The following is a 25,906-nucleotide window of genomic DNA, read 5'->3' as shown; positions in this document are numbered from 1 at the left end:
GAAATTAAGCCGTTTTTAGCTATTTTATTTACTTAAATGTGTAAATTGGACTTTCTGGCTATGTGGATGTTGAGAAATTTGTATTTCGGATACTTGGGGGACCTGTTTTAAGCTAAAGTTTTTAATTCCCCAATCGATTAATTGTTCTATATTTAAGTCGCTTAAATCAGCTATAACAGGTAGCCCTAAAAATTCAAAAGCGCTAATTAAAGCAGGCTTTGGATTTTGCTTACAAATGGCGGGGGCATAATTTTGTTTAGATAGTTTAAAACCGGGTTTGGCAACCGCTAAAGGTAAATGAGCAAATTCAGGTACAGGGCTGTCGAGTTGTTTAAACAAACTAATTTGCCGAGCTGTTGGTTCAATTAAATCTGCGCCTCTTACAATTCGATTTATGCTTTGATCGATATCATCGACGACCACAACAAGTTGATATGCAAATAAACCGTCACTGCGTTTAATTAAGTAATCTTCGTGGGATAATGCACTATTTACCGATATATCACCTTGAATTAAATCACTAAATTGAGTCGTTGGATGTTGCTGAACTAAACGAAGCGCGCCGGATTGAGTATGATGATTAAGTGCTTTGCAATGCCCCTGATAAATACCGCCAATGGCTTTTATCTGCTTGCGAGTACAGGTGCAACCATAAACAAGGTTTTGCTCTAAAAGTGAGTGGGTAATATCTTGATATAAAGACAGGCGCTGTGTTTGGTATACAACAGGTTCATCCCAATAAAGGGCGTAGGCTTGTAAGGTATTTAGAATATCGGAGTCGGCGTTTTTAACCACGCGCGTAGTGTCAATGTCTTCAATACGAACTAACCATTTTCCTTGATTAGCTTTTGCATCTAAATAGCTACCCACAGCCGCTACAAGTGAGCCAAAATGTAATGGCCCAGAAGGAGACGGCGCAAAACGACCGCGATATTTACGCATAGGCGCAGTAACGGCTGTAGGAGACATAACTAACTAATAAGTTTTAATTAGCCGCGTCCAGATTGCTTTTCTTTGATTTCTGCAAGTGTTTTACAGTCTACGCATAAATCGGCAGTAGGACGTGCTTCTAAGCGACGTATGCCAATTTCGATGCCACAAGACTCACAAAAGCCAAAATCATCTTCTTTAATCAAATTAATTGTTTTTTCAATTTTTTTGATTAATTTACGTTCGCGGTCACGAGTACGAAGTTCTAAAGAGAATTCTTCTTCTTGTGCAGCGCGGTCAACTGGGTCAGGAAAGTTAGCAGCTTCGTCTTGCATGTGCGATTTAGTACGATCAACTTCGTTACGTAAATCGTTACGCCAAGTCTCTAAAATTGCTCTAAAATGAGCACGTTGTGCATCATTCATGTACTCTTCGCCTGGTTTTTCTTGGTATGGTTCTAAACCGGCTTGAGCCAATAAACCATGTTTCTTTTGGTCTGGCATAACTCTCTCCTAAATCCTTAATTTAATGCCTCAGCATTAGCCGGCGGTATAAATAACAGAATCTTATACCCTAGGCAAATTTATTTTTAATTAATCGAATTAGCTTCAACCATGCTTACTGAGTAAAAAAGTGTATTAATAGTTTATTTACACTTTTAATTAATTCACATATTCGCTTTCTAAAACTTGCCTTGTTATATGGGCAAAAGCTTTAAAAACAAGTTAATTTTAATAATTCACTTTTTACCACTTTCTATAATTGGAGTACTTTGTAAATTACGCTTAGTTCAATCCGTTGGTTTATTACACTATTCTATAAATACTATTCTTTTATGAAGTAAGACTCCATTAGCTGAAATTTTGGCTTTGTATGCTAATACTTCAACACCGGCTATTATTGCTTGGTTTAATAACGTGGCGTATTTTTTATCAATATGCGCAGCTGCACTTACGGTATTTATTCCCTCATGCAAAACAGCGAACAGTAATACTGCTCGGTGGCCTTGTTCGATCATTTCTATTAGTTCGCGGATATGTTTTTGTCCACGCACTGTTTGCGCATCAGGAAAGTAGCCTTGCCCGCTTTGTGGTGTATCTTCGCTTAATAATGTGACTGATTTAACTTCTACATAGCAATCGGGCTTATTTTCGTCTGTGAGTAAAAAGTCGATACGACTGTTTTCGCTGCCGTACTTAACTTCGCTTTGCAATTGACTGTAGTCGAGTAGCTCGCTTATCACATTATTGTTTATTGCTTCTTCAACTACTTTATTAGCCACCGCTGTATTTACACAAATAAGCTGCGATAAGTTATTTTGCGTAAGCTCTAATGAATGCGGGTATTTTCGTTTTGCGTTATCGCTCTTTGAATAAAAAGCAGTAAAGCATGGCTCAGCGCATCCCGTCATTTTACCTGTATTTGCACAGTGGGCGGTAAATTCGCTGCCATCACTTAATTGTAAATCAGCTAAAAAGCGTTTGTAGCGCTTTAATAATATGGCTGGTTGCAGCGCTGGCGTGTACTTCATAATAACTTCCAAAGCGTAAACACTGCTCAGCAGTGTGATTTATGTTATTTATCTCAAGCTGTTGGGAACTTAAGCGCTCTATAGTAAACTCGGTGGCACATTTAAGTGCAAGGGAATTCTAACATGAGTGAAAAATTTGTTGTTCAACTAAGCGAACAAGCAGCAGCGAGTCATTGGGGCGATAATGCGTCATTGTCTTTTAACGAGCGCGGTGCAACTGTTCATTTATCTGAGCAAGACACATTAAAAAATGTTCAAAAAGCAGGCCGTACTATTGCAAGCCAAGGCGTTAAAAATGTTGAATTAGCAGGTGATACTTGGTGTACAGAAAGCCAGTGGGCTTTTTACCAAGGCTTTGTAACACCAAAATCATTAAACGGTGTTGAGTTTGTTGATAACGCACAATCAGATATTAAAGAACTTGCTCACTTAAAAACGTCAGCAATTTGGGCACGTGAAATGGTTAACGGTACTGCCGATGACATATACCCAGAAAGCCTAGCTGAAAAAGCAGCTGAGTTTATTCAATCATTAGCGCCTGAACATGTAAGTTACCAAATTATTAAAGGTGATGCGTTACTAGAACAACAGTGGATTGGTATTCATGCAGTTGGTCGCGGTAGTGTTCGCCCACCAGTATTGCTTGAGCTTGATTACAACCCAACAGGCGACGAAAATGCACCAGTAAGTGCTGCGCTTGTAGGTAAAGGTATTACGTTTGACTCAGGTGGTTACTCAATTAAATCAAGCGAAGGTATGCTTGGTATGAAGTGCGACATGGGCGGCGCTGCAACAGTAACAGCAGGTTTAGCATTGGCTATTAACCGTGGTATTGAAAAACGTATTAAGCTGTTTTTATGTTGTGCTGAGAACTTAATTTCGGGTCATGCATACAAATTAGGTGACATTCTTACTTACAAAAATGGCACAACAGTTGAAATTGTAAACACGGATGCTGAAGGTCGCTTAGTACTTGCTGATGGCTTAATGGCAGCAGGAGAGACTGGCGCTCCACTTATCATTGATGCAGCAACACTAACTGGAGCAGCGCTTGTTGCTGTTGGCCAAGAGTACAATGCATTATTTGCACTTGATAAAGAACTTGCACGTGAAGTTGAAAGTTTTGCATCTCAAGAAATGGAAGCTGCTTGGCCACTTCCTCTTGAAAAATGGCATCAACAAAACTGCCCATCTCCTTATGCTGATACGGCAAATAGCCGTGCACAAAAGGGTGGCGGTTACGGCGGTGCATCGAATGCTGCAGGCTTTTTATCACGCTTTGTGCCAAACGATGGCAAAGGTTGGGTGCACATAGATTTAGCTGCTGCTTTTAACATGGGCAGTACAAGCCAATGGGCAGCGGGCGCAACAACTCAAGGTATGCGTACGGTTGCTCGTACCCTACAAGAAAAAGCATAATATTTACTAAATTATGCTTTTTACACTAAAAATAGGTACCTTTGGGTGCCTATTTTTTAATTTACAGGCAAGCAATTTTATTTCATTTGCGGTAAAATCCGTCGCCAATACCTGTTTGAGTTTAATTTTTGCTTAACTCTAAGCTGCGCTCAAATCTTATATCCACCACTGGGGTTTCTAATTATGTCAGATAAGTGCTACATCACAGCTCAACAGCTGCTTGAAGATTCGTTCCGCGTAGCGGCACAAGTATACCAAGATGGCTTTCGTCCTGATTTTATTATTGGTATTTGGCGAGGTGGTGCACCGATCGGTATTGCTGTTCAAGAATATTACGATTATAAAGGCATTGAGACTGACCACATTGCAGTACGTACATCGTCTTATTACGGTATTGGTAAACAATCTAAAGAAATTAAAGTCCACGGTTTGCATTACATTGTTGAGAACGCAAATGCAGGCGACTCATTATTAATTGTTGATGATGTATTTGACTCTGGTCGTAGTATTGTTGCATTAAAAGAAAAGCTTTCAGAGCTTATGCGCTTAAACTTGCCACGTGATATTCGTATTGCATGTCCGTACTACAAGCCAAAAAACTCAAAAGTAGACACTGTTCCAGATTATTATATTCATGAGTCTGAAGAGTGGTTAGTGTTCCCGCATGAACTATCGGGTTTAACACCGGATGAAATTATTGCAGGTAAATCTGATCTTGTGAAAATTCATGACATTTTGCTAGAGAAGTAATCAGTAATTTGTGTAAATAAAAAAAGGCCGTTAAGGCCTTTTTTTTATGGGTAAATTTTAAATAACTTAAAGTTGAGCAAAGCTATCTACGTATTCACTTAGCTTTGGTATATCGACTGCTTGTAAGCCATCGTTACTTCTAAGTACCAAGCCTTTTTCGACAAGTTCTGTAACAACACGTCTGTAAGCTCGCTCAGTGGTAGCAAAGCGTTCGGCTTCAGCATTTACAGTTGGATAGGCTCTAAGTAGCGTAGGGTTGTTGTTCTCGGCTCTTAGTAAGCAATCTTTGGCTATGTTGTAGCTCAATGGTAGTAGTAGCTTATCTAAATTGATTTTTTGGTTTTCCTGAAATTTAGCCGCAATAGTTTGTGCGGTGTATAAACTCAGTTCTGGTTTTTCAAGCAGCAGAGCACGCCAATGTCTTAATTCAATAAGATTATAAGTTACATCGCTAAAGCACGTTACCGTATAAATACACGGATTATTATTTAGCGCTTCTATTTCACCAATAAGGGTGTTGTTACAATCCAATTGTCCTAACAGCAGGCGTCGTCCATTACCTACGTCGTAACTAAACGACACAGTGCCACTGCGTACAAGCACAAGCTTGCTTAAAGGCTGATCTTGATGGATCAGAACTTCTTTTTTTGATTGTTGATAGCTACTACCGGCAAAGGTTAAAAGCTGATCAACAAGGTAACTAGAAAAATGGTATTGAAACATCAATGTGCTCTTCGGACATTTGTCCTATTTATTACATCTTAATGACGTTAGCATTAAGACACTAAGAATTTACGCTAACTTGCTACTAATATTATTAGCTTTGCTAATAGTATTATTTTACCTTCATTTCCCGTGTAATGATTTAAGAATTTGCTGGTATTTTCCGGCAAACTTTTTCAGGTTTTTAAGCAAGTTAGCTTTTTTATTTTGTTGTAACTTTGCAATACTTATAAGTGCCATAAGTTAGCAGTACATGTAATGCTAACCTAAAGGCTAGGAGAGAACAATTGAGTTGGGAATATTTAGGCTATATTGCATCAGCTTTATTGGTTGCATCGTTAACAATGACAGATGTAGTAAAACTGCGTTGGTACAACATGTTTGGTTGTATTGTATTTACTGCATACGGTTTTGCCATTGGCGCAGTACCTGTTATTTTTACCAACGGCTTATTGTCGCTTGTAAATTTATACCACATTATAAAAATATATCGCCAACCTAAAGTTGAAGACGCTAAAAGCTAAAATAAGTTATCTGCACAAATAAGTTAATGATTTCAATTAAAATCAAAATTTCAGTTTTTGTGCATTCCGGCTTGAAGTGAATACAGATAATCTCATATCACTCTACATAACTTTCCTTTGAACCTTGCTGTAAGCTCTTACTTAAAAGATGATTACCTTAGGTTTTAATACGCCGAACGTTAGCTAAATTCTGTTCGCGGATAACAAATATATAAATAAGCGCTTCTAAAAATTCCATTAAAAAATCCGATAGCAGTAAACTGCTATCGGATTTTTTATCTGTTATACCAACCTGCTTATATGTGGGTCTATTTAATGCTTCAAAGCGCTTAAATATTTATGTAGGTTGTGGTATTTACGCTTTTTCTAAATCTTCAACGTCACCTAAGCCAGCAGTTAGTTCTTCAAGTAATTGCTTTATTTCCTCAGAAGCTAAAATAAAGTCAGCATCAAGTTTTAAAGCCATATCTTCTTTAGGAATATCTGCGTTCTCTTCTTTTAGAGTTTCAGAGTAGCTTAAACGCTTGATAGAGCCATCGTTTTGCAGCATAAACTTGAGGCGTTCTTGCCAATCAAGTGCCAGTTTAGTTACGCGTTTACCACTTTCTAAGTGCGATTTAACCTCATCACATGCCAGATCATGGCCTTTTAGTTTTACTTGTGCACCGCTGTCGTCAGCTTCTTCAAGCTCAGCGTCAGAGCCAATAGCAAAGCCTTCTGGTGTACTAAAGTTAGTTAACCAATCAGTTAAGAATACATCTAGGTCGTAGTTAGCAAACGCAGGTACAACTGGGAGCGTTCCTAACGATTTACGAAGTAGTGCCAGTAGCTCTTCAGCTTTATTAAAGCTGCCACTATTTACAACCACCCAGCCATTTTCTTGGTCAATAAAGGCAAATTGTAAGCTCGACTTTTTAAATGCCTGGGGTAGAAGAGTATGAAGAATGTTTTCTTTTAATTCGTCTTTTTCTTTCTTTTTAACCGGGCGGTTTTCTTCGGCTTCTATCTGATCAATTTTCTCAGCAACTAGTTCGTTGATAACAGAAGCTGGGAGTACTTTTTCTTCACGTTTTGCGCAAACTAAAATACTTTTTTGAGAAAAATGCGATAGTGTTTCGCCATGCTTTCCAAACGCTTTCGTCCAACCAAATGTTGCAAGCTCTTGACCAGTACATGGGCGAAATAAATCTTGCTCTAATGCTTTATCAAAATCTTCTTGGGTGTATGAAACGTCTTGCTTAAAGCGGTAACAAATAAGGTTACTAAACCACATAGGGGAATTGATCCATTTGAAAAATTTGTCCAATCATAGCAATAAAAACAGCATCTCGAAATGACTGATTTGTTACTAGGGCGTGTTGAATTTTATGGATTGAAATTTGTTCAATCCAAGGAAGATTAAATCGCGGCGCTAGGTTTGTAACCTAGTGGGCTCGGTAACTGCTCCTGCGTTATTCTACTGGCTTACATCCATGTAAGAATAAGTAAAAACTGAGCAAAGCTTCCGCGTCCTGCTCACGCCCCTTACCTACATCCATGTAGGCAACAAAGAGTTAATCGTCCCTAGATCGAGCTCAAAGGGCAGCGCATGTTTGGTATTTATGCTGCGTTATCGCCTATTTATGGGGAATAACCACACTACATAGGCTCTGCCCTGCCTAAAAACCAAACATATTTCTGCAAATTCAACCACCAAAGAACAATACGCCCTAATAATTTAATGCATATACTTTTTTATTCATATTTATCAAAAATAGGCATTGGCTTAGCCATGTTCTTTGGAAATTGAATATAGTAACGCAGACCTTTACCAGGTTCACTCGTTGCATCAATAGATCCACTAAGAGTTTGTTTAACTAAATTAAACATTATATGGGTACCTAATCCGCTTCCGCCCTCATCGCGTTTAGTCGTAAAGAATGGGTCAAACAATTTTTTCAATTGCTCACTGGTAACTCCGTTACCGTCATCTTTGTAATCAATCGTTAAGTTAGTGTCATCTGCGCTTATTTTGATATCCATCACACCGTTGCTTTTACCTTCAAAGCCATGAATGAGTGAATTCATAATTAAGTTAGTAAAAATTTGGCTGATGGCGCCTGCCGGTAAATTTAAAACTAAATCATCAGGGCATTCTAATTTTATTGTATGGGATGTCTTTTTTAGTTTTGGATGCAGTGAGCGTATTACTTCGTTAGTGTAATCTTTAAAGTTAATAGTTCTTACAGCTTCACTGGCCTGATCGACCGCTATTTGCTTAAAGCTAGCAATAAGCTCTGAGGCTCTATCTAAGTTAGTGGTTAACAAGCTTGTACTTTGTTTTGCTTCGTTAATAAATTCTTCTAGTGCTTTTGGTGAAAGTGTTTTTTCACTATAAGCACTTTCGAGTTTATTTAAGCGTTCTTGCAAAAACGATATTGCCGTTACACCTATACCAATAGGGGTGTTAATATCATGCGTAATACCCGCCACAAGCCCGCCTAGTGCGGCCATCTTCTCTGTGCCCAATAAACGTTCCTGTGCAAGGCTTAATTCCTCTATATAACGCTGAGATTCAGTTTGTTTTGTAATTAGCTCTTGCTCTGTGCTGCGGCGTAAGTCTATTTCTTCAGTGAGCACAATTTTTTGCTTCTCAAGTTCGTATTTTTGCTGTTGTAATTCCATCATTGCTTGGCTTAAGTTTGATGTTTTACGGGCTACGTCTTGCTCAAGTTGTATGTTGTGATGATCGAGCTTTTCGTTACTAATAATAAGTTCTTTTTGGGTGTGCTCAAGCTCTTTTCTGTACTGAACCACTTTATCTATTAGTTTGTTAAACGACTGCTCCATTACTTTTAGTTCGTTATGCTCCTCTGTTTCTATTTCTATGTGTTGTCCTTCTAGCTCATCTAATTCTAGGTTTTCTAGTTGCTCAGTAAGCTCAGCTAAGGGATCTGTAAGAAGCTTTCTAAATGCCATTAAAAATAAAATGATTAAAAAGGTAGTTTTAATCATCGCATTACCAATCAAAAAGTAGATTGATACCATAATTCGGCTTAAAACAACTTCTCGGCTAGAGAACAAGGTAACGTCGCCCACTTGGGTAGCACGGCCAGAAAATTCAAAAATAAGTGGAAAGGTGTAACCAAACAGACCGGATTTCGCGTCTTCTAAAATAGCTTCTTCTTGTACTAACTGTTGGTTATATAGCTTATGTATGTCGAGCGAGCGCCCTAACTGTGAAATAATTTCGCCGCTGTCGTCTCGAACAATAATCCCTTCAATCATGGGAATGGCGAGTAAACCTTCTGCTGTTGTAATTGTTTGCTTGGTATTAAGCTCCCAAATTGCACGTGTTAAGCTACGACTAAAGGTTTTTTGTAATGTACTTAATTCATCACGTATATAGTCTTTAGTATTGAGATATTCAGCAAGCACCTGTCCGCAAGTCACTACGAAGGTAAGCAAAAAATAAACGGATAAAACGCTTGTTAGCAGCTTCTTAGAAAGGCTTTTTTGTAACATGAGTGACTTGTTCATCCTTTGTTATTTTTGTAACGTTACTATTGTAATTTAAAAGTTAGTCAATAAACCTCTAAAAATAAATAAAAAAGTTAAAATTTAATAAGATAAATCTAATTAAGTAGGTATGTAGTATTAATGTAATTAAACTCAGCTATGAATTAGTAAATTTGTTAGACGTTAAGTTTTGTAAGTTTGATTAGAATTTAGTTTCGTTAATCATATTTAAATGAGTTAATTCTATATTTATCATTGCATTGAATTATTAATGCGCTAAGTACTTAGATGCGTGTTAAAGTGTCCTGAGTGCAAAGAAAGATGGTCTTTTAATAACTTTGATGGTTGTGTAGTAGTAAACATGATGAAATTTTCGATATTAGTCTGTGATGATTCTGCTGTTGCTCGTAAACAAGTCGTGCGGTGTTTAAATGAGTGTATAGACGCAGATATACAACAAGCTATAAATGGAGCAAACGCCCTCGATCTTTTAAGAGCACAAAACTTTGATTTACTGTGCCTAGACCTCACCATGCCAGAGGTTGATGGTATACAAGTACTTGAAACTATAAAAACAGAAAAAATAGAGTGCTTTGTGTTGGTTATTTCTGCTGATATACAGGAAAAAATGAAGCAACGAGTCGCCCAACTTGGCGCAATTGATTTTATTGATAAACCTATTAATAAATCAAGCTTGAATGAAATATTGCATAAATTTGGCATTCATTAGGTTTTTTCATGTTAAAAAAGGCTGTTTTATCTTTTAATTTAGGGTTGACAGCATAGCCTTTGTTAAGGCAGTCTTAACATATGAAAACAATTAATCGCGTACTGACCATTATTATTACAACCATCATTCTTACTGGATAGTGGCATAGGTCGGTGCAACAAATTTAAAGGCCTGTGTTCACTTAGAACACAGGCCTTTTTTCGTTTTATGGGATGAGGAACATAAACAATGCGAGTTTTAAAATTTGGTGGGTCTTCACTTGCCGATTATGCATGCTTACAACAGGTAGCTCAGTTAGTTAAAGCACAATTAAAAGATGAAATGTTATTGGTGCTTTCTGCTCCAGGTGGAATGACCGATTCGCTAGTTGCACTTGCAAGTGCTGCAGAGCAAGGCTTAGATTTTTCGAAGCAATGGCAAGCATTAGCGAGTCGTTGTGAAGGCTTAAAAGCTGACGTTGAAAAAAGTGGCGTAGTCGTTACAAGCTGGCCAGACCTAGGCGAGCTTAAAAATAAATTAGATGGCGTGTCGCTTATACAGTGTTGCCCTGATCAAGTTCGCGCATTTGTAATTAGCTTTGGAGAGCGCGTTAGCGTTTCTTTAATGCAGGCTTTATTGAGCTCACAAGATGCAAGGTACTTAGAAGCAACAAGCTGTATTGCTTCAACTGGTGGCTACATTGATGCAGAAGCTGATTTAGTGGCAAGTAAAGCTCGCTTTCAAGCTGTGCTTAAAGAAAACCCTGCAACTATTTATATTATGCCTGGTTTTACGGCGAGTAATGATAAAGGTGAGCTTACGACGCTTGGCCGTAATGGCTCAGATTACTCAGCAGCTATTGCTGCGGCATGTTTAGAAGCTGAGATTTGCCAAATTTGGACTGACGTTGATGGCGTATATAGCGCTGATCCTCGTTATATTAAAAAAGCCACTAAAGTAGATTTTTTATCTTATAAAGAAGCGATGGAGCTTTCTTACTTTGGTGCAAAAGTACTTCACCCAAAAACAATTTTACCGTGTGCTAAAGCAGGCGTGCCATGTGAAATTAAAAATACGCATAACCCAGACGCACAAGGCTCATTAATTGGTAACGATTATTCATCTGATGAGCCCGTAAAAGCGCTTTCTAGCTTACAAGACCTTGCAATGTTAACTGTTTCAGGCCCAGGCATGAAAGGTAAAGTAGGCATGGCATCTAAGGTATTTAACGCGCTTGCTCACGATAACGTATCAATTGTATTGATCACGCAATCATCATGTGAATTTAGTATTAGTTTTTGTGTGCACGAAACAGACCTAGCACTTGCACTCGATGCGCTACAAACTGCATTTGAGCTTGAATTACAAGCAGGGCTTATTGAGCCTGTTCAAGTACAGCGTAATTTAGCCATTGTTACTTTAGTGGGCGACAACATGCGCGCACACCGTGGCTTAGCGGCTAAGTTTTTTGCATCGCTTGCACAAGCGCAAGTAAATATTGTGGCAATTGCACAGGATTCTACAGAAAGTGCTATTTCTGCGGTAATTGATGGTGAGTTATGTAATGACGCTGTAAAAATATGCCATGAAAACTTTTTCACGCATGTGCCGTCAATTGATGTGTTTTTACTAGGTTGTGGCTTAGTAGGGCAAGAGCTTATTAATCAGCTTGAGCGCCAGCAAGCTTGGCTTGAAAAGCGTAATATTAAACTTAACTTGTATGGTGTTGCTAACTCTCGTCAATTACACCTTGATAACGAAGGCATCGCTTTTAGTGATTGGCAGCAAAAATTGGCCTCATCTGAGCAAGCATTTGATTTAAAATTAGTAGAGCAATTTGTTAAGCAAAACCACTTAGTGAATCCGGTATTAGTAGATTGTACATCTTCAGATGCACTTGCTGCGCAGTACGTAGACTTTTTAAATGCAGGTTTTCATGTGGTTGCAGCTAATAAAAAAGCGACAACAAGCTCATACACGTATTACCAAGATTTAATAGCTGCTACGCAAAAGAATAATCGTAAATTTTTATACGAAACTAACGTTGGTGCAGGTTTACCAGTAATCGATAACTTGCAGTCATTATTTGGTGCCGGTGATGAGTTACTAGAGTTTAGCGGTATTTTATCAGGCTCACTTTCGTATATGTTTGGCGCACTTCAAGATGGTTTATCACTTTCTGAGGCAACTATTAAAGCCAAAGAAAGCGGTTTTACTGAGCCAGATCCTCGTGATGATTTATCGGGTACTGATGTAGCACGTAAGTTACTGATCATTGCTCGCGAAGCCGGTATGAAGTTGGAGCTAAGCGATATTGAAGTTGAGTCAGTATTACCACAAGGTTTTGCACAAGGTGATAGCGTTGATGAGTTTATGGCAAAACTACCAAGCCTAGATGCTGATTTTAATGACCGCATTCAAAGTGCTGCGAGCGAAGGAAAGGTACTTCGTTATGTAGGTACAATTAAAGAAGGTCACTGTAAAGTAGGTATTGAGGCTGTTGATGAAAAACATGCGCTTAATGTAATTCGCGATGGCGAAAACGCGCTTGCTATTTTAAGCCAATACTACCAGCCACGTCCGTTTGTAATTCGTGGTTATGGTGCCGGCTCTGAAGTAACAGCAGCGGGTGTATTTGCTGATATTTTAAAAACACTATCGCGCTAGGAGCTCGTTATGATTGAAGTATATGCTCCGGCGTCTATTGGTAATTTTGCAGTGGGTTTTGATGCACTTGGCGCAGCGCTTGCGCCAATCGATGGTAGTTTATTAGGCGATGTAGCTGTTGTAAGTGCAGCACCAAGTGACGAATTTATTTGTACTGGCGACTACGCTCACAAGTTACCAAGTGATGCGAATGAAAACTTAGCGTACCAGTGTTTAGTACATTTTAGAGCGCATGTCGCGCCTGATATGCCAAGCGTAAAGCTCGAGCTTAAAAAGAATTTACCAATTGGATCTGGACTTGGTTCTAGTGCATGCTCGGTCGTGGCTACCTTTGCTGCCCTTGATAAGTTTGCACAAACTAACTTAAGTCAGGTTGAGCTTATTGAGCTTATGGCTGACTTTGAAGCTGTAGTGAGCGGTGGTCGTCATTACGACAACATCACGCCATGCTATTTAGGTGGTTTGCAATTAACAGGTGATTTAATCCCTGATAAATCGATTGCACTGCCTGTTGATGAAAATTGGTACTACGTTGCTGCGTTCCCTGGTTTTTCACTCAACACTGCAAAAGCGCGCTCGGTTTTACCAAAAGAGTTGAGCATGCATGCAAGTGTTGAGTTTGCACAGCGTTTATCGGCATTTAGTAGCTTACTGTTGACTAATCGTTTTGACGATGCACTGAGCATAATGAAAGATGAAATAGCAGAACCTTACCGCGCACCGCTTATTAAAGGTTTTAGTGAAGCCAAAGCAAGCTTACCAGCGTTGGGCGCTGAAATAGTGAGTATTTCGGGCGCAGGACCTACCTTGTTTAGTGTATGTAAAACACTTGAAGCTGCAAAGCAATGCGCGCAGTGGTTAGAGGCAAATTACATTAACGAGCAAGGCTTTTGCCACATTTGTAAATTAGATAACGACGGCACGCGTCAATTAACAGTTTTATAGGATAGGTAGTCATGCAATTACATAATTTAAAAGATAGCTCACAAAAAGTGTCGTTCGTTGAAGCCGTAAAAACAGGTTTGGGTCGTAATCAAGGTGTGTTTTTCCCTGAATCCCTTGCCCCACTGTCCGATGTTCATGCTTTGCTTGATATGGACTTTGTTACACGCAGTGGCAAAATATTATCTCACCTAATTGGTGATGAGCTGCCTAGCGACACTGTGGCACAAATGGTTAAAAATGCATTTAACTTTCCAGTTAAGCTGGAGGAAGTTGAAGAGAATACATACTGCTTAGAGTTGTTTCATGGTCCTACGCTTGCGTTTAAAGACTTTGGTGGTCGCTTTATGGCTGAGTGTTTAACGCAATTTAATAAAGATGAAAAAGTAACTATTTTAACCGCAACATCGGGCGATACTGGTGCAGCCGTTGCACATGCTTTTTATAACAAGCCGAATATCGATGTTGTCATCTTATATCCTAAAGGCAAAATTTCACTTGCTCAGCAAAAGCTATTTACTACGTTAGGTAACAATATTCATTGTTATGCAGTTGATGGCAGTTTTGATGATTGCCAAGAGTTGGTTAAAAATGCCTTTTTAGATGAAGAAGTTAAATCAACACTTGGGCTTAATTCTGCTAATTCAATTAATATTAGCCGTTTAGTTGCTCAGGTTTGTTATTACTTTGAGGCCATTGCACAACTACCAAAAGAAAAACGCGCAACAGCGCATATATCAGTGCCAAGTGGCAACTTTGGTAATGTATGTGCTGCAATGATTGGTGCGGTTATTGGCTTACCTGTAGGTAAATTAAGTGCAACCACCAACCAAAATGATACTGTGCCGCGCTTTATGCTTGATAAAACCTGGACGCCAAACGCAACACTTGAGTCGCTTTCAAATGCAATGGATGTAAGTAAGCCAAACAACTGGCCGCGTGTGCAAACAATGTTAGATAATAACTGGTTTAGCTACGATAATTTTTATTCAACTAGCGTAAACGAGGAAGACACGCAATCGGTGATGAAAAAAATTCAACAAACGGGTTATGTTGCAGAGCCTCACACTGCTATTGCGTACCAAGGTCTTGTTGAAAATCGAGCGCCTGGTGCAGCGGGCATCTTTTTAGCCACAGCTCACCCTGCTAAGTTTAAAGAAAGCGTAGAGGGTATTTTAAATATTGAATTAGGTATGCCAAAACCACTTAGCGACGCACTAGCAAAACCATGTCTAGCAAGCGATATAAAGGCCGATTACGACGCATTACGTACAGAAATACTTGCTAAACTTGGCTAAGTTAATTAATTCAAAAAGGCGGTTAAGCCGCCTTTTTTTATAACTATAGGCTTTTAAATCTAGTGAGTTGCATTTACTAATTAAATGTAGGAAATAGCATTCATTTAAAATCGTTATGGTTTTATAAGAAAATATCATCTTAAAAAGTCTGTGAAATAGTTTCAATCCCTGTTTAAATATCCTCAACTTAAGAGCGTAGGCAAAGAGTCGTTTAAAGCGTACAATAAAGCCTCTAAAAAACACCATACACGTTGCCCTAGGAGACCCCAATGTTAGAACGTAGCATGAATATTTCGGATTTTGATCCAGAGTTATTTGACGCGATAAACAAAGAAACTGCTCGCCAAGAAGAGCACATTGAACTAATCGCTTCAGAAAACTACTGTAGCCCACGCGTACTAGAAGCGCAGGGTTCACAGCTTACAAATAAATACGCAGAAGGTTACCCTGGCAAACGTTATTATGGCGGTTGTGAGCACGTTGATGTTGTTGAGCAATTAGCAATTGACCGTGCTAACGAGTTATTTGGTTCTGACTACGCAAACGTACAACCACATGCTGGTTCGCAAGCTAATGCTGCTGTTTTTCTAGCGCTATTAGAAGCAGGCGACACTGTACTTGGTATGAGCTTAGCTCATGGTGGTCACTTAACTCACGGATCACACGTAAGCTTCTCTGGTAAGCTTTACAATGCAATTCAATACGGACTAGATGAAACAACGGGCGAAATTGATTACGCACAGGTTGAAGCACTAGCACTTGAGCATAAACCAAAAATGATTATTGGTGGTTTCTCAGCGTACTCAGGTATTGTTGATTGGGCTAAATTCCGTGAAATTGCTGACAAAGTAGGTGCTTACCTGTTTGTTGATATGGCTCACGTTGCAGGTTTAATTGCGGCAGGCGTTTACCCAAGCCCAGTTCCTCATGCACATGTTGTAACTACAACTACGCATAAAACACTTGCTGGTCCTCGTGGTGGTTTAATTATCTCTGCATGTGGCGATGAAGCAATCTATAAAAAGCTTAACAGCGCAGTTTTCCCTGGTGGCCAAGGTGGTCCTTTATGTCATGTTATTGCAGCAAAAGCAGTGGCATTTAAAGAAGCGCTTCAACCAGAATTTAAAGTATACCAAACACAAGTTGTTAAAAACGCAAAAGCAATGGTTGCTGTAATGCAAGAGCGCGGCTACAAAATCGTATCTGACAAAACTGAAAACCACTTATTCCTACTCGATTTAATCGATAAAGATATTACTGGTAAAGATGCAGATGCAGCCCTTGGTAACGCTAACATCACAGTTAACAAAAACTCAGTGCCAAACGATCCACGTTCTCCGTTTGTAACATCTGGTTTGCGTATTGGTTCTCCTGCAATCACTCGTCGTGGTTTCAAAGAAGAAGAATCAAAAGAGCTTGCTGGCTGGATTTGTGACGTACTAGATAACATCACTGATGAATCTGTACAGGCGCAAGTTAAAGAAAAAGTAAAAGCAATTTGTGCAAAATTACCTGTTTACGCTTAATTGCATAAGCAGCAGTAATTTAGATCACATAGGCTAGGGGCCTGTTTATCTTTCGAGGTTTAATTTGCAGTAGTATGTTTGGTTTTTAGGCAAGGCAGAGTCTATGTAGTGTGGTTACTCCACACAAATAGGCGATAACGCAGCATAAATGCCAAACATGCACTGCCCTCGGGTTCGTCCTAGGGGCGATTTACTCTTTGTTGCTCGGTTTTTACTTAGCCCACTAGGTTACAAACCTCGCGCCGCGATTAAATCACCCATAGATAGAACAAATTTAATCCTGAAAGGTCAACAGGCCCTATTTTTTTGCTAAGATAAAAGACCGCTATTTAGCGGTCTTTTTTGTTTTAAAACGGAAGTACCGAGCTATGCATTGTCCATTTTGTACCGCAAAAGATACTAAAGTTATTGACTCACGCCTTGTTGGTGGAGGCCATCAAGTTCGCAGGCGCCGTGAGTGCAACGACTGCCATGAGCGCTTTACTACATTTGAAGGCGCTGAACTGGTTATGCCTCGTGTTATTAAACAAGACGGCAGCCGCGAACCATTTAACGAAGATAAATTATTAAATGGCTTAAATCGCGCACTCGAAAAACGCCCAGTGAGCACAGAGCAAGTAGACGAAGTAGTGAATATAATAAAATCGCAGTTGCGTGCTACAGGCGAGCGAGAAATTTCAAGCCATTTGGTTGGTGAATGCATTATGGAAGCCCTCAAAAAGCTCGATAAAGTAGCGTATGTAAGATTTGCCTCTGTTTATCGCTCGTTTGAAGATATACGCGAATTTGGCGAAGAAATTGCCCGCTTAGGGGAGTAACAATGCAAAGCCAAGTTCCTTTTACTGAACATGATGAAATGTATATGGCACGCGCCATAGAACTTGCCAAAAAAGGCCGGTTTACTACCACACCTAACCCTAATGTTGGCTGTGTTTTAGTTAAAAATAATCAAATAATTGGTGAGGGTTTTCATCAATTAGCAGGTCAAGGCCATGCAGAAGTAAATGCACTGGCTGTCGCTGGAAAAAATGCACAAGGTGCAACGGCTTATGTAACGCTTGAACCGTGTAGTCATTATGGCCGTACGCCACCGTGCGCCGAAGGCTTAAAAGCTGCCGGTGTGGTAAAAGTAATTGCTGCTATGGTTGATACAAATCCACAAGTTGCTGGCAAAGGCCTTAAAATACTGAGCGACGCGGGTATTGACGTTGCTTACGGGTTACTCGAATCACAAGCTCGCGCACTTAACGTTGGCTTTTTTAAGCGTATGGAACAAGGCTTACCTTATGTGATTTGCAAAATGGCAGCGAGTATTGATGGTAAAACGGCGCTTAAAAATGGGCAAAGTAAGTGGATCACAAGTCCTGCTGCTCGACAAGACGTACAATTATACCGAGCGAAAAGCTGCGCTATTTTAACCGGTGCCGATACAGTGCTAGTAGACGATGCTAAACTTAATGTGCGACTAAGTGAGCTGCCTTGCACACTGCCTACTGATTTGCCGCTTCGCCAGCCCGTGCGTGTTATAATTGACTCTCAAAACCGTTTAACACCTGACCTTGCTTTATTTGAAATCCAAAGTGATGTAATAATATTTACGACTAAGGTTGATAAATCATTGCAATGGCCGCATTTTGTAAAGCATATTGAAGTTAGTGAAAGTAACGGTAAAGTTGATTTACAAGCCGTTTTAGAAAAACTTGGGCAACTGCAGTTTAATAATGTTTGGCTTGAAGCTGGCGCAACACTTGCTGGTAAAATGACAGAGCTTAATTTAGTTGACGAGTTTGTTTTTTATTTAGCGCCTAAACTAATGGGCCATGATGCAAAAAGTTTAGTTAATTTTCCTGAATTGACGAGTATGCAGAACACCGTTGATTTAACATTTAATGAATGTGCGCGCATTGGTGACGATTTACGTATCACCGCGTCAAAACTCATTAAAATCACTTAATAAAAAGAGTAGTGCTATGTTTACTGGGATAATAGAAGCCACAGGCAAAATTGCTTTATTACAAAAAAAACAAGGCGACTTAGCCATTCGTATCCAAAGTACTGATCTTGATATGACAGACGTAAAGTTAGGTGACAGCATTGCAACTAATGGTGTTTGCTTAACTGTAGTTGATAAACATATTGATGGTTTTAGTGCGGATTTATCTAATGAGACGATTAGTTTGACCGGTTTTGCTCACTATGCTTTAGGACAAACGGTGAATCTTGAAAAAGCCATGCAACCTGTTTCTCGTTTAGGCGGTCATTTAGTGTCTGGCCATGTTGATGGTATCGCAACAATTACAAGTATTACAGCAAACGCCAGAGCAACAGAATATTGGCTTACAACTGACGAAAATTTAATGAAATACATTCCTTACAAAGGTTCGGTATGTATTGATGGTATAAGCCTGACAGTAAACGCTGTAGAGGGTAATAAATTCAAATTAACAATTGTCCCACACACGAGTGAGCAAACCACAATTGCTCATTTTAAAGTAGGTACCCAAGTTAATTTAGAAGTCGATCAAATTGCACGTTATTTAGAGCGCCTTATAAAGGGTGCAGAGCAACCAACGGGCTCTGATATTTCGATGAGCTTACTCGCTAAAGCGGGTTTTATTAAATAACGAAACTGACAACTTACACGAGCAAATTTATGAATTTACACAGCGCGCAAGAAATCATCGACAATATTAAAGCCGGTAAAATGGTTATTTTAATGGATGATGAAGATAGAGAAAATGAAGGCGATTTAATAATAGCAGCTGAGCATATTAGCGCAGAAGCGATTAATTTCATGGCTACCCATGGCCGTGGTTTAATTTGTTTAACCATGACGCAAGAGCGTTGCGAGCAACTTGATTTACCGTTAATGGTTAAAAACAATGGTGCAGCATTTTCTACTAACTTTACAATGTCGATAGAAGCATCAAAAGGTGTTACAACCGGTATTTCAGCAGCAGACAGAGCACGTACAGTGCAAGCGGCTATAGCTAAAGGCGCAGTCCCAAGTGATATTGTTCAGCCTGGACATATTTTTCCTATTATGGCGCAACCTGGTGGCGTATTAACTCGCGCAGGACACACTGAAGCGGGCTGTGATTTAGCGCGTTTAGCTGGGCTTGAAGCATCATCTGTTATTGTTGAAATACTTAATGCTGACGGCACTATGGCACGTCGCCCTGATTTAGAAGTTTTTGCGAAAGAGCACGATATTAAAATTGGCACCATTGCTGATTTAATCGAATACCGCAACTTAAACGAAACAACAATTGAGCAAGTAGCAAAATGTAAGTTACCAACTGTTCATGGTGAATTTGATTTAGTTACTTACAAAGACACAATTGACGGCCAATTACATTACGTATTACTCAAAGGCGATATAAAAGATCAAGAGCCGACAAATGTGCGTGTACATTTGCAAAGTACCTTTAATGATATTCTACTTTCAGACAGAAGTGCTGACCGTAGCTGGGGCCTTTCAGAAGCAATGGCTTATATCGCTAAAAATGAAGGTGCTTTAGTTATTTTAGGTAAGCAAGAAAGCACTGAAGAGTTAGAGGCAACTGTGAAAGCATTTGCAGCAGCTGATGCTGGCGAAAGCGTTACGCCACGTAAATTCAAAGGTACATCTCGTACTGTTGGCGTAGGTTCGCAAATACTTGCCGATCTTGGAATTAAACAAATGCGATTAATGAGTCGCCCTAAAAAGTACCATGCACTTTCGGGCTTTCATTTAGAAGTTGTTGATTACGTTGAGCCACAATAAGCATCACGCTTAAACTAGGCTATTATTTTATTTTTATGGTATGATGCGCAGCAATTTTTGCGCAATCGCAACCGCTTGAACTTATTTTTAGGGTTATCAAATGAAAATTATTGAAGGTAATAAGTACGCTCCAGGCAAAAAATTTGCCATTGTCATTTCTCGTTTTAATGACTTTATTGGTAGCAGCCTCCTTGCAGGTGCTGTTGATGAGCTAAAACGCACAGGTGGCGTATCAGATGACGACATTACCGTTATTTATGTGCCAGGCGCGGTAGAATTACCTTTAGCGGCTAAACGCGTTGCGGCAAAAAAAGAGTATGATGCAATCATCGCATTAGGCGTAGTGATCAGAGGTGGTACACCACACTTTGACCTAGTTGCTGGCGAATCAAACAAAGGTCTTGCGCAAGTATCACTTGAGTATGATATCCCGGTTGCATTTGGCGTATTAACCACAGAAAGCATTGAACAAGCAATTGAGCGTGCTGGCACCAAAATGGGCAATAAAGGCGGCGAAGCTGCTTTAGGCGCGCTTGAAATGGTTAATGTGTTAGATAAAATTTAAGTTTAAGGAATTTTTGTGAAACCAGCAGCAAGACGTAAAGCACGTATCTTAGCACTCCAAGCCGTTTATTCTTGGCAAATAAGTGGCAATTTAATTGCCGATATCGAACAACAAATGTTGATCGAAACAGACGTTACTAAAATTGATGTTGAATACTTTAAAGATCTAGCGACGGGTGTTGCTGTAAATTACAAGCAACTAGACGAAGCTGTATCACCACATTTAACACGTCCGTTTGATGACTTAGATATGGTTGAGCGTGCAATTTTACGTTTAAGCAGCTATGAGCTTAAGTTCCGTGAAGACGTACCTTATAAAGTTGCTATTAACGAAGGTATTGAGCTGGCCAAAATTTTTGGCGCTGAAGACAGCCATAAATTTGTAAACGGTGTACTTGATAAAGCTGTTAAGCATTTACGCAAGTAAGTAAACCGTTAAAGAGGGGAGCCGGCATAGGCCGGCTTTTTTGTGTATGAAGGAATTTGAATTAATTAACCGCTACTTTAAAGGTCGCGGTATCACCCGTCGTGATGTAAACCTAGGTATAGGGGATGATTGCGCTTTAGTAACCGTTCCACAAAACTGCCAACTTGCCGTTACAACAGACACTCTTGTTGCTGGCGTACACTTTTTTGATGATATTTCCCCTCGTGCATTAGGTCACAGAGCGCTTGCTGTTAATTTAAGTGATTTAGCGGCCATGGGCGCTGAGCCGACTTGGGTTTCAGTTGCGTTAACTTTGCCAAGTATTGACCCACAGTGGATTGAAGAGTTTACTGATGGCATGCATGAAATTGCTGAATATTTTAATGTGCAGATTATAGGAGGCGATACAACTCAGGGCCCACTAACCATCACTATTTGTGCGAAAGGGACTGTACCCGAAGGTACTGCACTTCGTCGTAGTGGCGCAAAAGTGGGTGATTGGATTTATGTTACGGGTCCGCTAGGTGACGCTGGACTTGCAATTGAGTCTCGCAAACAAGGTATAAGTATTGAGCCAGAGCATTTAAAGTACGTAAATAAACGCTTTGACTTTCCAACCCCACGTGTTGCTGCAGGGCAGGTATTACGAGGCCTTGCATCATCGGCTATCGATGTGTCGGACGGCTTAATCGCTGATTTAAGTCATATACTCGATATGTCACAAGTAAGTGCAGTGGTGAATATTGAAAGTATTCCAACTTCAGATGCGATGCAAGCAAGCCTTGATTTTAATCAGCAGCTGCCATTTATTCTCAGTTACGGTGATGATTACGAATTAATTTTTACGGTCCCTGATAGCAATAAAAGTATGTTAGAAATAAAGCTACGCCAGTATGGTGTAGATGCAACATGCATTGGCCAAGTTAAAAGTGGCGATGGCCAAATTGAGCTTTTACACAACGGTGAAAAGTTTGATTTTGAACCGCAGGGTTTTGAGCACTTTGCAAAGGAGCTGGTTTGAACAATAACCGCAAGTTTAATTTAAAGCGTCCACATCAGTTTTTTGGTCTGGGCTTTGGGACTGGGCTTGCCCCTAAAGCGCCCGGTACATTTGGTACGTTTGCTGCCTTGCCATTCATTTTTATGACCATGTATTATCCGTTATGGCTGCAAATTGTATTTGCCGTTGTGATCAGTATATTTGGTATATGGGCGTGCGGTAAAACGGCTGATGATTTAGGCGTGCACGATCATCCTGCTATTGTATGGGATGAAGTGGCGGGTTATTACATCACTATGATTGGCGCAGCACTTAGCTGGCAAACATTACTCGTAGGTTTTTTGTTATTTCGCTTTTTTGATATAGCAAAACCCGGCCCAATCCGTATGCTAGACAAACGAGTACATGGCGGTTTAGGTATAATGGCCGACGATATACTTGCGGGTATTTTTTCGCTTATATGTTTACAAGCGTTAATAAAAGTGGGTTTACTGCCCTTTTAATTTTTATATTTGATTTGTTTAACTAGGTGGCAGCAATATGATGCGATTTTTACTGGTTTGTGTACTTATGTTGTGCGCGACGCCAAGTTGGGCTTCAATTACTGATTACGTAGTTAAGCAATGGAATATAAAAGATGGCCTACCGTCGCAATCACTTAAAAGTGTTGTGCAAGATCAGCAAGGCTATATGTGGCTTGGTACGCAATTTGGTTTAAGCCGTTTTGATGGTACAACATTTACAAATTATAACACGCAAAATAGTCCATTCTTGCCTAGTAATGGTGTTAATAAGCTTTTAGTCGATTCTAGTGGTTTGCTATGGGTAGGCACTAAAAGTGGCTTGGTAGTTATTAACCCAGCCACATTTGCAGCACAAGAATTTAATATTAAAGGTCCAGTAAGGGATATTCTTGAGGACTCTAAAGGTAGCATATGGATTGCGGCCAACGGCTTATACTATGTAGATAGAGGGCAAGTTGATTTACGCACTGAAGTAAATGGTCCTCTACCTATTGTTAATGCTACTGTGATCACACAAATAGTTGGCTCTGTTAGCCAAATGGCACTCTCTCCTGAAGGCATTTGGCTGGTTAACGATCGTCATTTATTACGCCTTACAAAAAACTCATCAGATTTTTCTAAACTACGTTTAGAGCTTACCGCAAAAATATCTTTACCAGAGCGCTTAGCGCAAACCATAGTGCACGATTTATCATTTTTAAATGGTAATTTGTATATAGCTTCTGAGCTAGGTGCATACTTTTTAGATTTAGATGACGAGCTAAGACCTTTTCCTCTACCTAATGCAAATAACTCAGCCGTTTATAAGTTTATGAGTGATACCGATGGTGGCTTGTGGGTTTCGACCTATGGACGCTTATTATTCAGAGATAAAACCGGTGAGTGGCAATGGGTAGAGCCTAGCCAACTCGATCAAAGTATATGGTTTGCTGATATTTTTAGAGATGATAAAAATAACGTTTGGTTAGCAAGCTTTAGTGAAGGCTTGTGGCTTGCTCATGAAGGACGAGTCGAAAGGCATTCAGCAGTTTCAAACATGACCGAATCTGTTATGGCTATTAGCCAAGCACCCGATGGTAAACTGTGGGTTGCGAATAAAAGCGGCATTGGTTATTTCGATTTAGATAAAAGTTTTATTAATTTAGTCCCAAGTAGTAAATATGGATACGCATCAGTACACGATCTACAATTTGATGGTGAGCGATTATATATAGCCACAGGGCGCGGCTTATTTGTTTTTGAAAACAAGACACTTTACACCGTCCCAGGTCGAGCACTTCGCGATAATCCGGTATTTGCAATAAGTCGCTCTAGTAAAGGCGGCTTTTGGATTGGTACCGGACGCGGTTTATATCGATTAAATTATGCTGGTTTAACGCCTTTTGCCTATAACGCTTTTTTAGGTAGTAAGTTTATTACCTACGTATTAGATAAAACAAACTTTGGTGTGATTGGTACTAGTAAGGGCGCATATTACTTTACAGACCGTGGCATTGAAAAAATTGGCGACCAAACAACACTTGAAAGCGCATACGTAACTAGCGTGCTACATATAGATGGCGTGGGTATTTTAATCGGCTCTCTTAACGACGGGCTTTTTTACAGAAGTACGCAAGGGCAATGGCGTCAGCTCGATGCAGCTAATGGTTTACCGTATGGTTCTATATTTAGCCTAGAATATGATGAAAAGTTAAAGCATGTTTGGGTAAGCACCATGAAAGGTGTTTACAGAATGCCTGTAGAGCAATTTAAAACAGAAATAAAAAGCTTAAAAGTTGAAGAAGTAATTTCATCTTTTGACCGTCAACTTGATGGTAAAGCGAATCAATGTTGTAGTGGACTTGGGCATGATGCGGTAGCAGACACCGGAAATTCTATTTGGTACCCAAGCTTACAAGGTGTTGTTGAAATACCTAAAAATGTAGAGCTATTTGGTGTGCTTGCATTAAAGCCAACAATAGAGACAATAACAACGCCACTTCGTCATTTAACTACCGCTGCGCTTGGTAAAAAACCATCATTAGAAACAGACGAGCGTGATATAACGCTAACTTACACAGCTATTGATTACTATGCACCAAACAGCATTGAATTTAGATATAAACTAAGTGGCTTAGATAGTGACTGGCGCTATGCAAATACGCGACGTGAAGCTATTTATACTAACTTGCCTCCTGGCTCGTTTTTGTTTCAATTAGAAGCTAAGCGCCAAGGTGAAGACTGGGCTAAAGCGCAAGATGTAGAATACGGTTTTGTAGTGCCTGAGCGCTTTGACGAAACAATTTACTTTAGGCTTTTAATTACCAGTGGTTTTATTTTGCTTTTTTATCTCATTTTTTGGGTGTTTAGAGCACAAGAACGCAGAAAACAAGAAGCATTAGAGGGCTTAATCACTGAGCGTACCTTAGAGCTTCGCCAAGCTAATGATAAATTAGGCCAAGTGAATTCACAGCTTAAATTAGTGAGTCACTCAGATGAGCTAACAGGGCTACGTAGCCGCCGCTTTTTGTTTGATCAACTCCCTAAAGATATTGAGCACTTTCAACGTAATTCACAGTCGCTGCAGGCACAAGGTAAGTCACTGGTGCTGGTAATTATTAACTTTGATAACTTCAGCCGTATTAACGATGCGTATGGCCCAATTGCAGGTGATAGCTGCTTACAGCAAATGGCTGCATTGTTAAATTCGCGTACGCAGGGCTCTGACTATGTGGCACGTTGGAGTGGTGATGAGTTTTTATTATTATTACGTGACTTTAAATGCAATAAAATAGACAGCTATGCCTCAGAACTTTGTAAAGTAATAGCGGCTAATTCGTTCCAATTACCAAATGGAAAAACAACTAATATCACGGCATCAATTGGTTGGTCATTTTATCCATTACCTTTACTAGGCGGACAGGTAATTAGCTGGGAAACCTCTATTAACTTAGCAGATATAGCACTGCATCAAGTTAAAAAGCGCGGTGGTGATGGTGTGGCTAATATTACGTTTGATGATCAGCTCGATGCATTTGAGTTTGAACAAAACTCTAATGTTGATCAGCAATTAGGTATTTTACAAAGTAATGGCTTGGCAGATATAAAAGTGTGGATGCGATAATGCCC

General features: G+C 39.7%; 23 protein-coding genes. 17 read left to right on the top strand and 6 right to left on the bottom strand.

All coding sequences use genetic code 11. The annotated features are described in order from the left end of the window. Positions 1–24: 24 nt before the first annotated feature. The 3 genes from gluQRS to sfsA all read right to left on the bottom strand — a co-directional run bounded on the left by gluQRS (position 25) and on the right by sfsA (position 2,461). On the bottom strand, positions 25–969 hold the full coding sequence (gluQRS, locus tag GQR47_RS07715; protein ID WP_024597170.1) for a tRNA glutamyl-Q(34) synthetase GluQRS: 945 nt from the start codon (positions 967–969) through the stop codon (positions 25–27). 20 nt (positions 970–989) lie between these two features. Beyond that, positions 990–1,433, bottom strand: a complete 444-nt coding sequence (gene dksA, locus GQR47_RS07710; protein WP_002962671.1) for an RNA polymerase-binding protein DksA — start codon at positions 1,431–1,433, stop codon at positions 990–992. A gap of 308 nt (positions 1,434–1,741) precedes the next feature. Next, complete coding sequence (sfsA, locus tag GQR47_RS07705) at positions 1,742–2,461, bottom strand: DNA/RNA nuclease SfsA (protein WP_024597171.1); 720 nt, start codon at positions 2,459–2,461, stop codon at positions 1,742–1,744. A 123-nt stretch (positions 2,462–2,584) separates the two neighbouring features. On the opposite strand from sfsA, the gene pepB reads away from it, so the two are divergent. Next, on the top strand, positions 2,585–3,880 hold the full coding sequence (pepB, locus tag GQR47_RS07700; protein ID WP_002962668.1) for an aminopeptidase PepB: 1,296 nt from the start codon (positions 2,585–2,587) through the stop codon (positions 3,878–3,880). 183 nt (positions 3,881–4,063) lie between these two features. Beyond that, positions 4,064–4,630, top strand: coding sequence for a phosphoribosyltransferase family protein (locus GQR47_RS07695; RefSeq protein ID WP_002962666.1), 567 nt, complete (start codon positions 4,064–4,066; stop codon positions 4,628–4,630). Between the two features lie 66 nt (positions 4,631–4,696). Here the strand turns inward: GQR47_RS07695 and GQR47_RS07690 are convergent, their stop codons facing one another. Next, complete coding sequence (locus GQR47_RS07690; protein WP_002962665.1) at positions 4,697–5,353, bottom strand: Crp/Fnr family transcriptional regulator; 657 nt, start codon at positions 5,351–5,353, stop codon at positions 4,697–4,699. 287 nt (positions 5,354–5,640) lie between these two features. Between GQR47_RS07690 and GQR47_RS07685 the strand changes: the two genes are divergently transcribed. Beyond that, positions 5,641–5,877, top strand: a complete 237-nt coding sequence (locus GQR47_RS07685) for a YgjV family protein (RefSeq protein WP_024596297.1) — start codon at positions 5,641–5,643, stop codon at positions 5,875–5,877. Positions 5,878–6,232: 355 nt separating this feature from the next. Here the strand turns inward: GQR47_RS07685 and rdgC are convergent, their stop codons facing one another. Both rdgC and GQR47_RS07675 read right to left on the bottom strand, forming a co-directional pair. After that, complete coding sequence (gene rdgC / locus GQR47_RS07680; RefSeq protein ID WP_002962662.1) at positions 6,233–7,150, bottom strand: recombination-associated protein RdgC; 918 nt, start codon at positions 7,148–7,150, stop codon at positions 6,233–6,235. A gap of 461 nt (positions 7,151–7,611) precedes the next feature. Continuing rightward, positions 7,612–9,381: an ATP-binding protein gene (locus GQR47_RS07675; protein WP_024596296.1), complete on the bottom strand. Its 1,770-nt coding sequence runs from the start codon at positions 9,379–9,381 to the stop codon at positions 7,612–7,614. 355 nt (positions 9,382–9,736) lie between these two features. On the opposite strand from GQR47_RS07675, the gene GQR47_RS07670 reads away from it, so the two are divergent. The 14 genes from GQR47_RS07670 to GQR47_RS07605 all read left to right on the top strand — a co-directional run bounded on the left by GQR47_RS07670 (position 9,737) and on the right by GQR47_RS07605 (position 25,901). Continuing rightward, positions 9,737–10,105, top strand: a complete 369-nt coding sequence (locus GQR47_RS07670) for a response regulator (RefSeq protein ID WP_024596295.1) — start codon at positions 9,737–9,739, stop codon at positions 10,103–10,105. 228 nt (positions 10,106–10,333) lie between these two features. After that, positions 10,334–12,751 carry a bifunctional aspartate kinase/homoserine dehydrogenase I gene (gene thrA, locus GQR47_RS07665; protein ID WP_154903651.1) on the top strand — a complete coding sequence of 806 codons (2,418 nt, stop codon included), beginning with the start codon at positions 10,334–10,336 and terminating at the stop codon, positions 12,749–12,751. A 9-nt stretch (positions 12,752–12,760) separates the two neighbouring features. Then, on the top strand, positions 12,761–13,696 hold the full coding sequence (thrB, locus tag GQR47_RS07660) for a homoserine kinase (RefSeq protein ID WP_024596294.1): 936 nt from the start codon (positions 12,761–12,763) through the stop codon (positions 13,694–13,696). An 11-nt stretch (positions 13,697–13,707) separates the two neighbouring features. Further along, the gene (gene thrC / locus GQR47_RS07655) at positions 13,708–14,991 is read left to right on the top strand and encodes a threonine synthase (RefSeq protein WP_024596293.1); all 1,284 of its coding nucleotides are present in this window, start codon (positions 13,708–13,710) and stop codon (positions 14,989–14,991) included. Between the two features lie 269 nt (positions 14,992–15,260). Then, on the top strand, positions 15,261–16,517 hold the full coding sequence (gene glyA, locus GQR47_RS07650) for a serine hydroxymethyltransferase (RefSeq protein ID WP_002961763.1): 1,257 nt from the start codon (positions 15,261–15,263) through the stop codon (positions 16,515–16,517). A gap of 368 nt (positions 16,518–16,885) precedes the next feature. Then, positions 16,886–17,335, top strand: coding sequence for a transcriptional regulator NrdR (gene nrdR / locus GQR47_RS07645; RefSeq protein WP_002961761.1), 450 nt, complete (start codon positions 16,886–16,888; stop codon positions 17,333–17,335). A gap of 2 nt (positions 17,336–17,337) precedes the next feature. Continuing rightward, positions 17,338–18,471, top strand: a complete 1,134-nt coding sequence (gene ribD / locus GQR47_RS07640) for a bifunctional diaminohydroxyphosphoribosylaminopyrimidine deaminase/5-amino-6-(5-phosphoribosylamino)uracil reductase RibD (protein ID WP_024596292.1) — start codon at positions 17,338–17,340, stop codon at positions 18,469–18,471. A gap of 16 nt (positions 18,472–18,487) precedes the next feature. Further along, on the top strand, positions 18,488–19,141 hold the full coding sequence (locus tag GQR47_RS07635) for a riboflavin synthase (RefSeq protein WP_024596291.1): 654 nt from the start codon (positions 18,488–18,490) through the stop codon (positions 19,139–19,141). Positions 19,142–19,170: 29 nt separating this feature from the next. Continuing rightward, positions 19,171–20,283, top strand: a complete 1,113-nt coding sequence (gene ribBA / locus GQR47_RS07630; RefSeq protein ID WP_024596290.1) for a bifunctional 3,4-dihydroxy-2-butanone-4-phosphate synthase/GTP cyclohydrolase II — start codon at positions 19,171–19,173, stop codon at positions 20,281–20,283. Positions 20,284–20,383: 100 nt separating this feature from the next. Continuing rightward, a complete protein-coding gene (gene ribE / locus GQR47_RS07625; protein ID WP_002961753.1) occupies positions 20,384–20,848 on the top strand; it encodes a 6,7-dimethyl-8-ribityllumazine synthase in 465 nt (154 codons plus the stop codon). 15 nt (positions 20,849–20,863) lie between these two features. Further along, the gene (gene nusB, locus GQR47_RS07620) at positions 20,864–21,274 is read left to right on the top strand and encodes a transcription antitermination factor NusB (protein ID WP_002961751.1); all 411 of its coding nucleotides are present in this window, start codon (positions 20,864–20,866) and stop codon (positions 21,272–21,274) included. Positions 21,275–21,320: 46 nt separating this feature from the next. Then, the gene (thiL, locus tag GQR47_RS07615) at positions 21,321–22,295 is read left to right on the top strand and encodes a thiamine-phosphate kinase (protein ID WP_024596289.1); all 975 of its coding nucleotides are present in this window, start codon (positions 21,321–21,323) and stop codon (positions 22,293–22,295) included. Beyond that, positions 22,292–22,777, top strand: a complete 486-nt coding sequence (locus tag GQR47_RS07610; protein WP_024596288.1) for a phosphatidylglycerophosphatase A — start codon at positions 22,292–22,294, stop codon at positions 22,775–22,777. The genes thiL and GQR47_RS07610 overlap by 4 nt, the downstream gene beginning before the upstream one ends. Before the next feature lie 37 nt (positions 22,778–22,814). Beyond that, positions 22,815–25,901, top strand: coding sequence for a ligand-binding sensor domain-containing diguanylate cyclase (locus GQR47_RS07605; protein ID WP_002961745.1), 3,087 nt, complete (start codon positions 22,815–22,817; stop codon positions 25,899–25,901). Positions 25,902–25,906 lie beyond the last annotated feature (5 nt).

Source organism: Pseudoalteromonas sp. Z1A2 (assembly GCF_011378755.1).
Lineage (GTDB): Bacteria > Pseudomonadota > Gammaproteobacteria > Enterobacterales > Alteromonadaceae > Pseudoalteromonas > Pseudoalteromonas distincta.
The sequence above is the reverse complement of the archived record's forward strand: the minus strand, read 5'-3'. Positions and strand labels throughout refer to the sequence as shown.

Bases quoted from the DNA above. Each gene is read 5' to 3' on its own strand.
- GQR47_RS07635 (WP_024596291.1), top strand. From the start codon at position 18,488: ATGTTTACTGGGATAATAGAAGCCACAGGCAAAATTGCTTTATTACAA.
- ribD (WP_024596292.1), top strand. From the start codon at position 17,338: ATGCAAAGCCAAGTTCCTTTTACTGAACATGATGAAATGTATATGGCA.
- ribBA (WP_024596290.1), top strand. From the start codon at position 19,171: ATGAATTTACACAGCGCGCAAGAAATCATCGACAATATTAAAGCCGGT.
- ribE (WP_002961753.1), top strand. From the start codon at position 20,384: ATGAAAATTATTGAAGGTAATAAGTACGCTCCAGGCAAAAAATTTGCC.
- thiL (WP_024596289.1), top strand. From the start codon at position 21,321: ATGAAGGAATTTGAATTAATTAACCGCTACTTTAAAGGTCGCGGTATC.
- thrC (WP_024596293.1), top strand. From the start codon at position 13,708: ATGCAATTACATAATTTAAAAGATAGCTCACAAAAAGTGTCGTTCGTT.
- GQR47_RS07695 (WP_002962666.1), top strand. From the start codon at position 4,064: ATGTCAGATAAGTGCTACATCACAGCTCAACAGCTGCTTGAAGATTCG.
- gluQRS (WP_024597170.1), bottom strand. From the start codon at position 969: ATGTCTCCTACAGCCGTTACTGCGCCTATGCGTAAATATCGCGGTCGT.
- GQR47_RS07690 (WP_002962665.1), bottom strand. From the start codon at position 5,353: ATGTTTCAATACCATTTTTCTAGTTACCTTGTTGATCAGCTTTTAACC.
- rdgC (WP_002962662.1), bottom strand. From the start codon at position 7,150: ATGTGGTTTAGTAACCTTATTTGTTACCGCTTTAAGCAAGACGTTTCA.
- GQR47_RS07675 (WP_024596296.1), bottom strand. From the start codon at position 9,381: ATGTTACAAAAAAGCCTTTCTAAGAAGCTGCTAACAAGCGTTTTATCC.
- thrA (WP_154903651.1), top strand. From the start codon at position 10,334: ATGCGAGTTTTAAAATTTGGTGGGTCTTCACTTGCCGATTATGCATGC.
- glyA (WP_002961763.1), top strand. From the start codon at position 15,261: ATGTTAGAACGTAGCATGAATATTTCGGATTTTGATCCAGAGTTATTT.
- GQR47_RS07670 (WP_024596295.1), top strand. From the start codon at position 9,737: ATGATGAAATTTTCGATATTAGTCTGTGATGATTCTGCTGTTGCTCGT.
- sfsA (WP_024597171.1), bottom strand. From the start codon at position 2,461: ATGAAGTACACGCCAGCGCTGCAACCAGCCATATTATTAAAGCGCTAC.
- pepB (WP_002962668.1), top strand. From the start codon at position 2,585: ATGAGTGAAAAATTTGTTGTTCAACTAAGCGAACAAGCAGCAGCGAGT.
- dksA (WP_002962671.1), bottom strand. From the start codon at position 1,433: ATGCCAGACCAAAAGAAACATGGTTTATTGGCTCAAGCCGGTTTAGAA.
- nrdR (WP_002961761.1), top strand. From the start codon at position 16,886: ATGCATTGTCCATTTTGTACCGCAAAAGATACTAAAGTTATTGACTCA.
- GQR47_RS07605 (WP_002961745.1), top strand. From the start codon at position 22,815: ATGATGCGATTTTTACTGGTTTGTGTACTTATGTTGTGCGCGACGCCA.
- thrB (WP_024596294.1), top strand. From the start codon at position 12,761: ATGATTGAAGTATATGCTCCGGCGTCTATTGGTAATTTTGCAGTGGGT.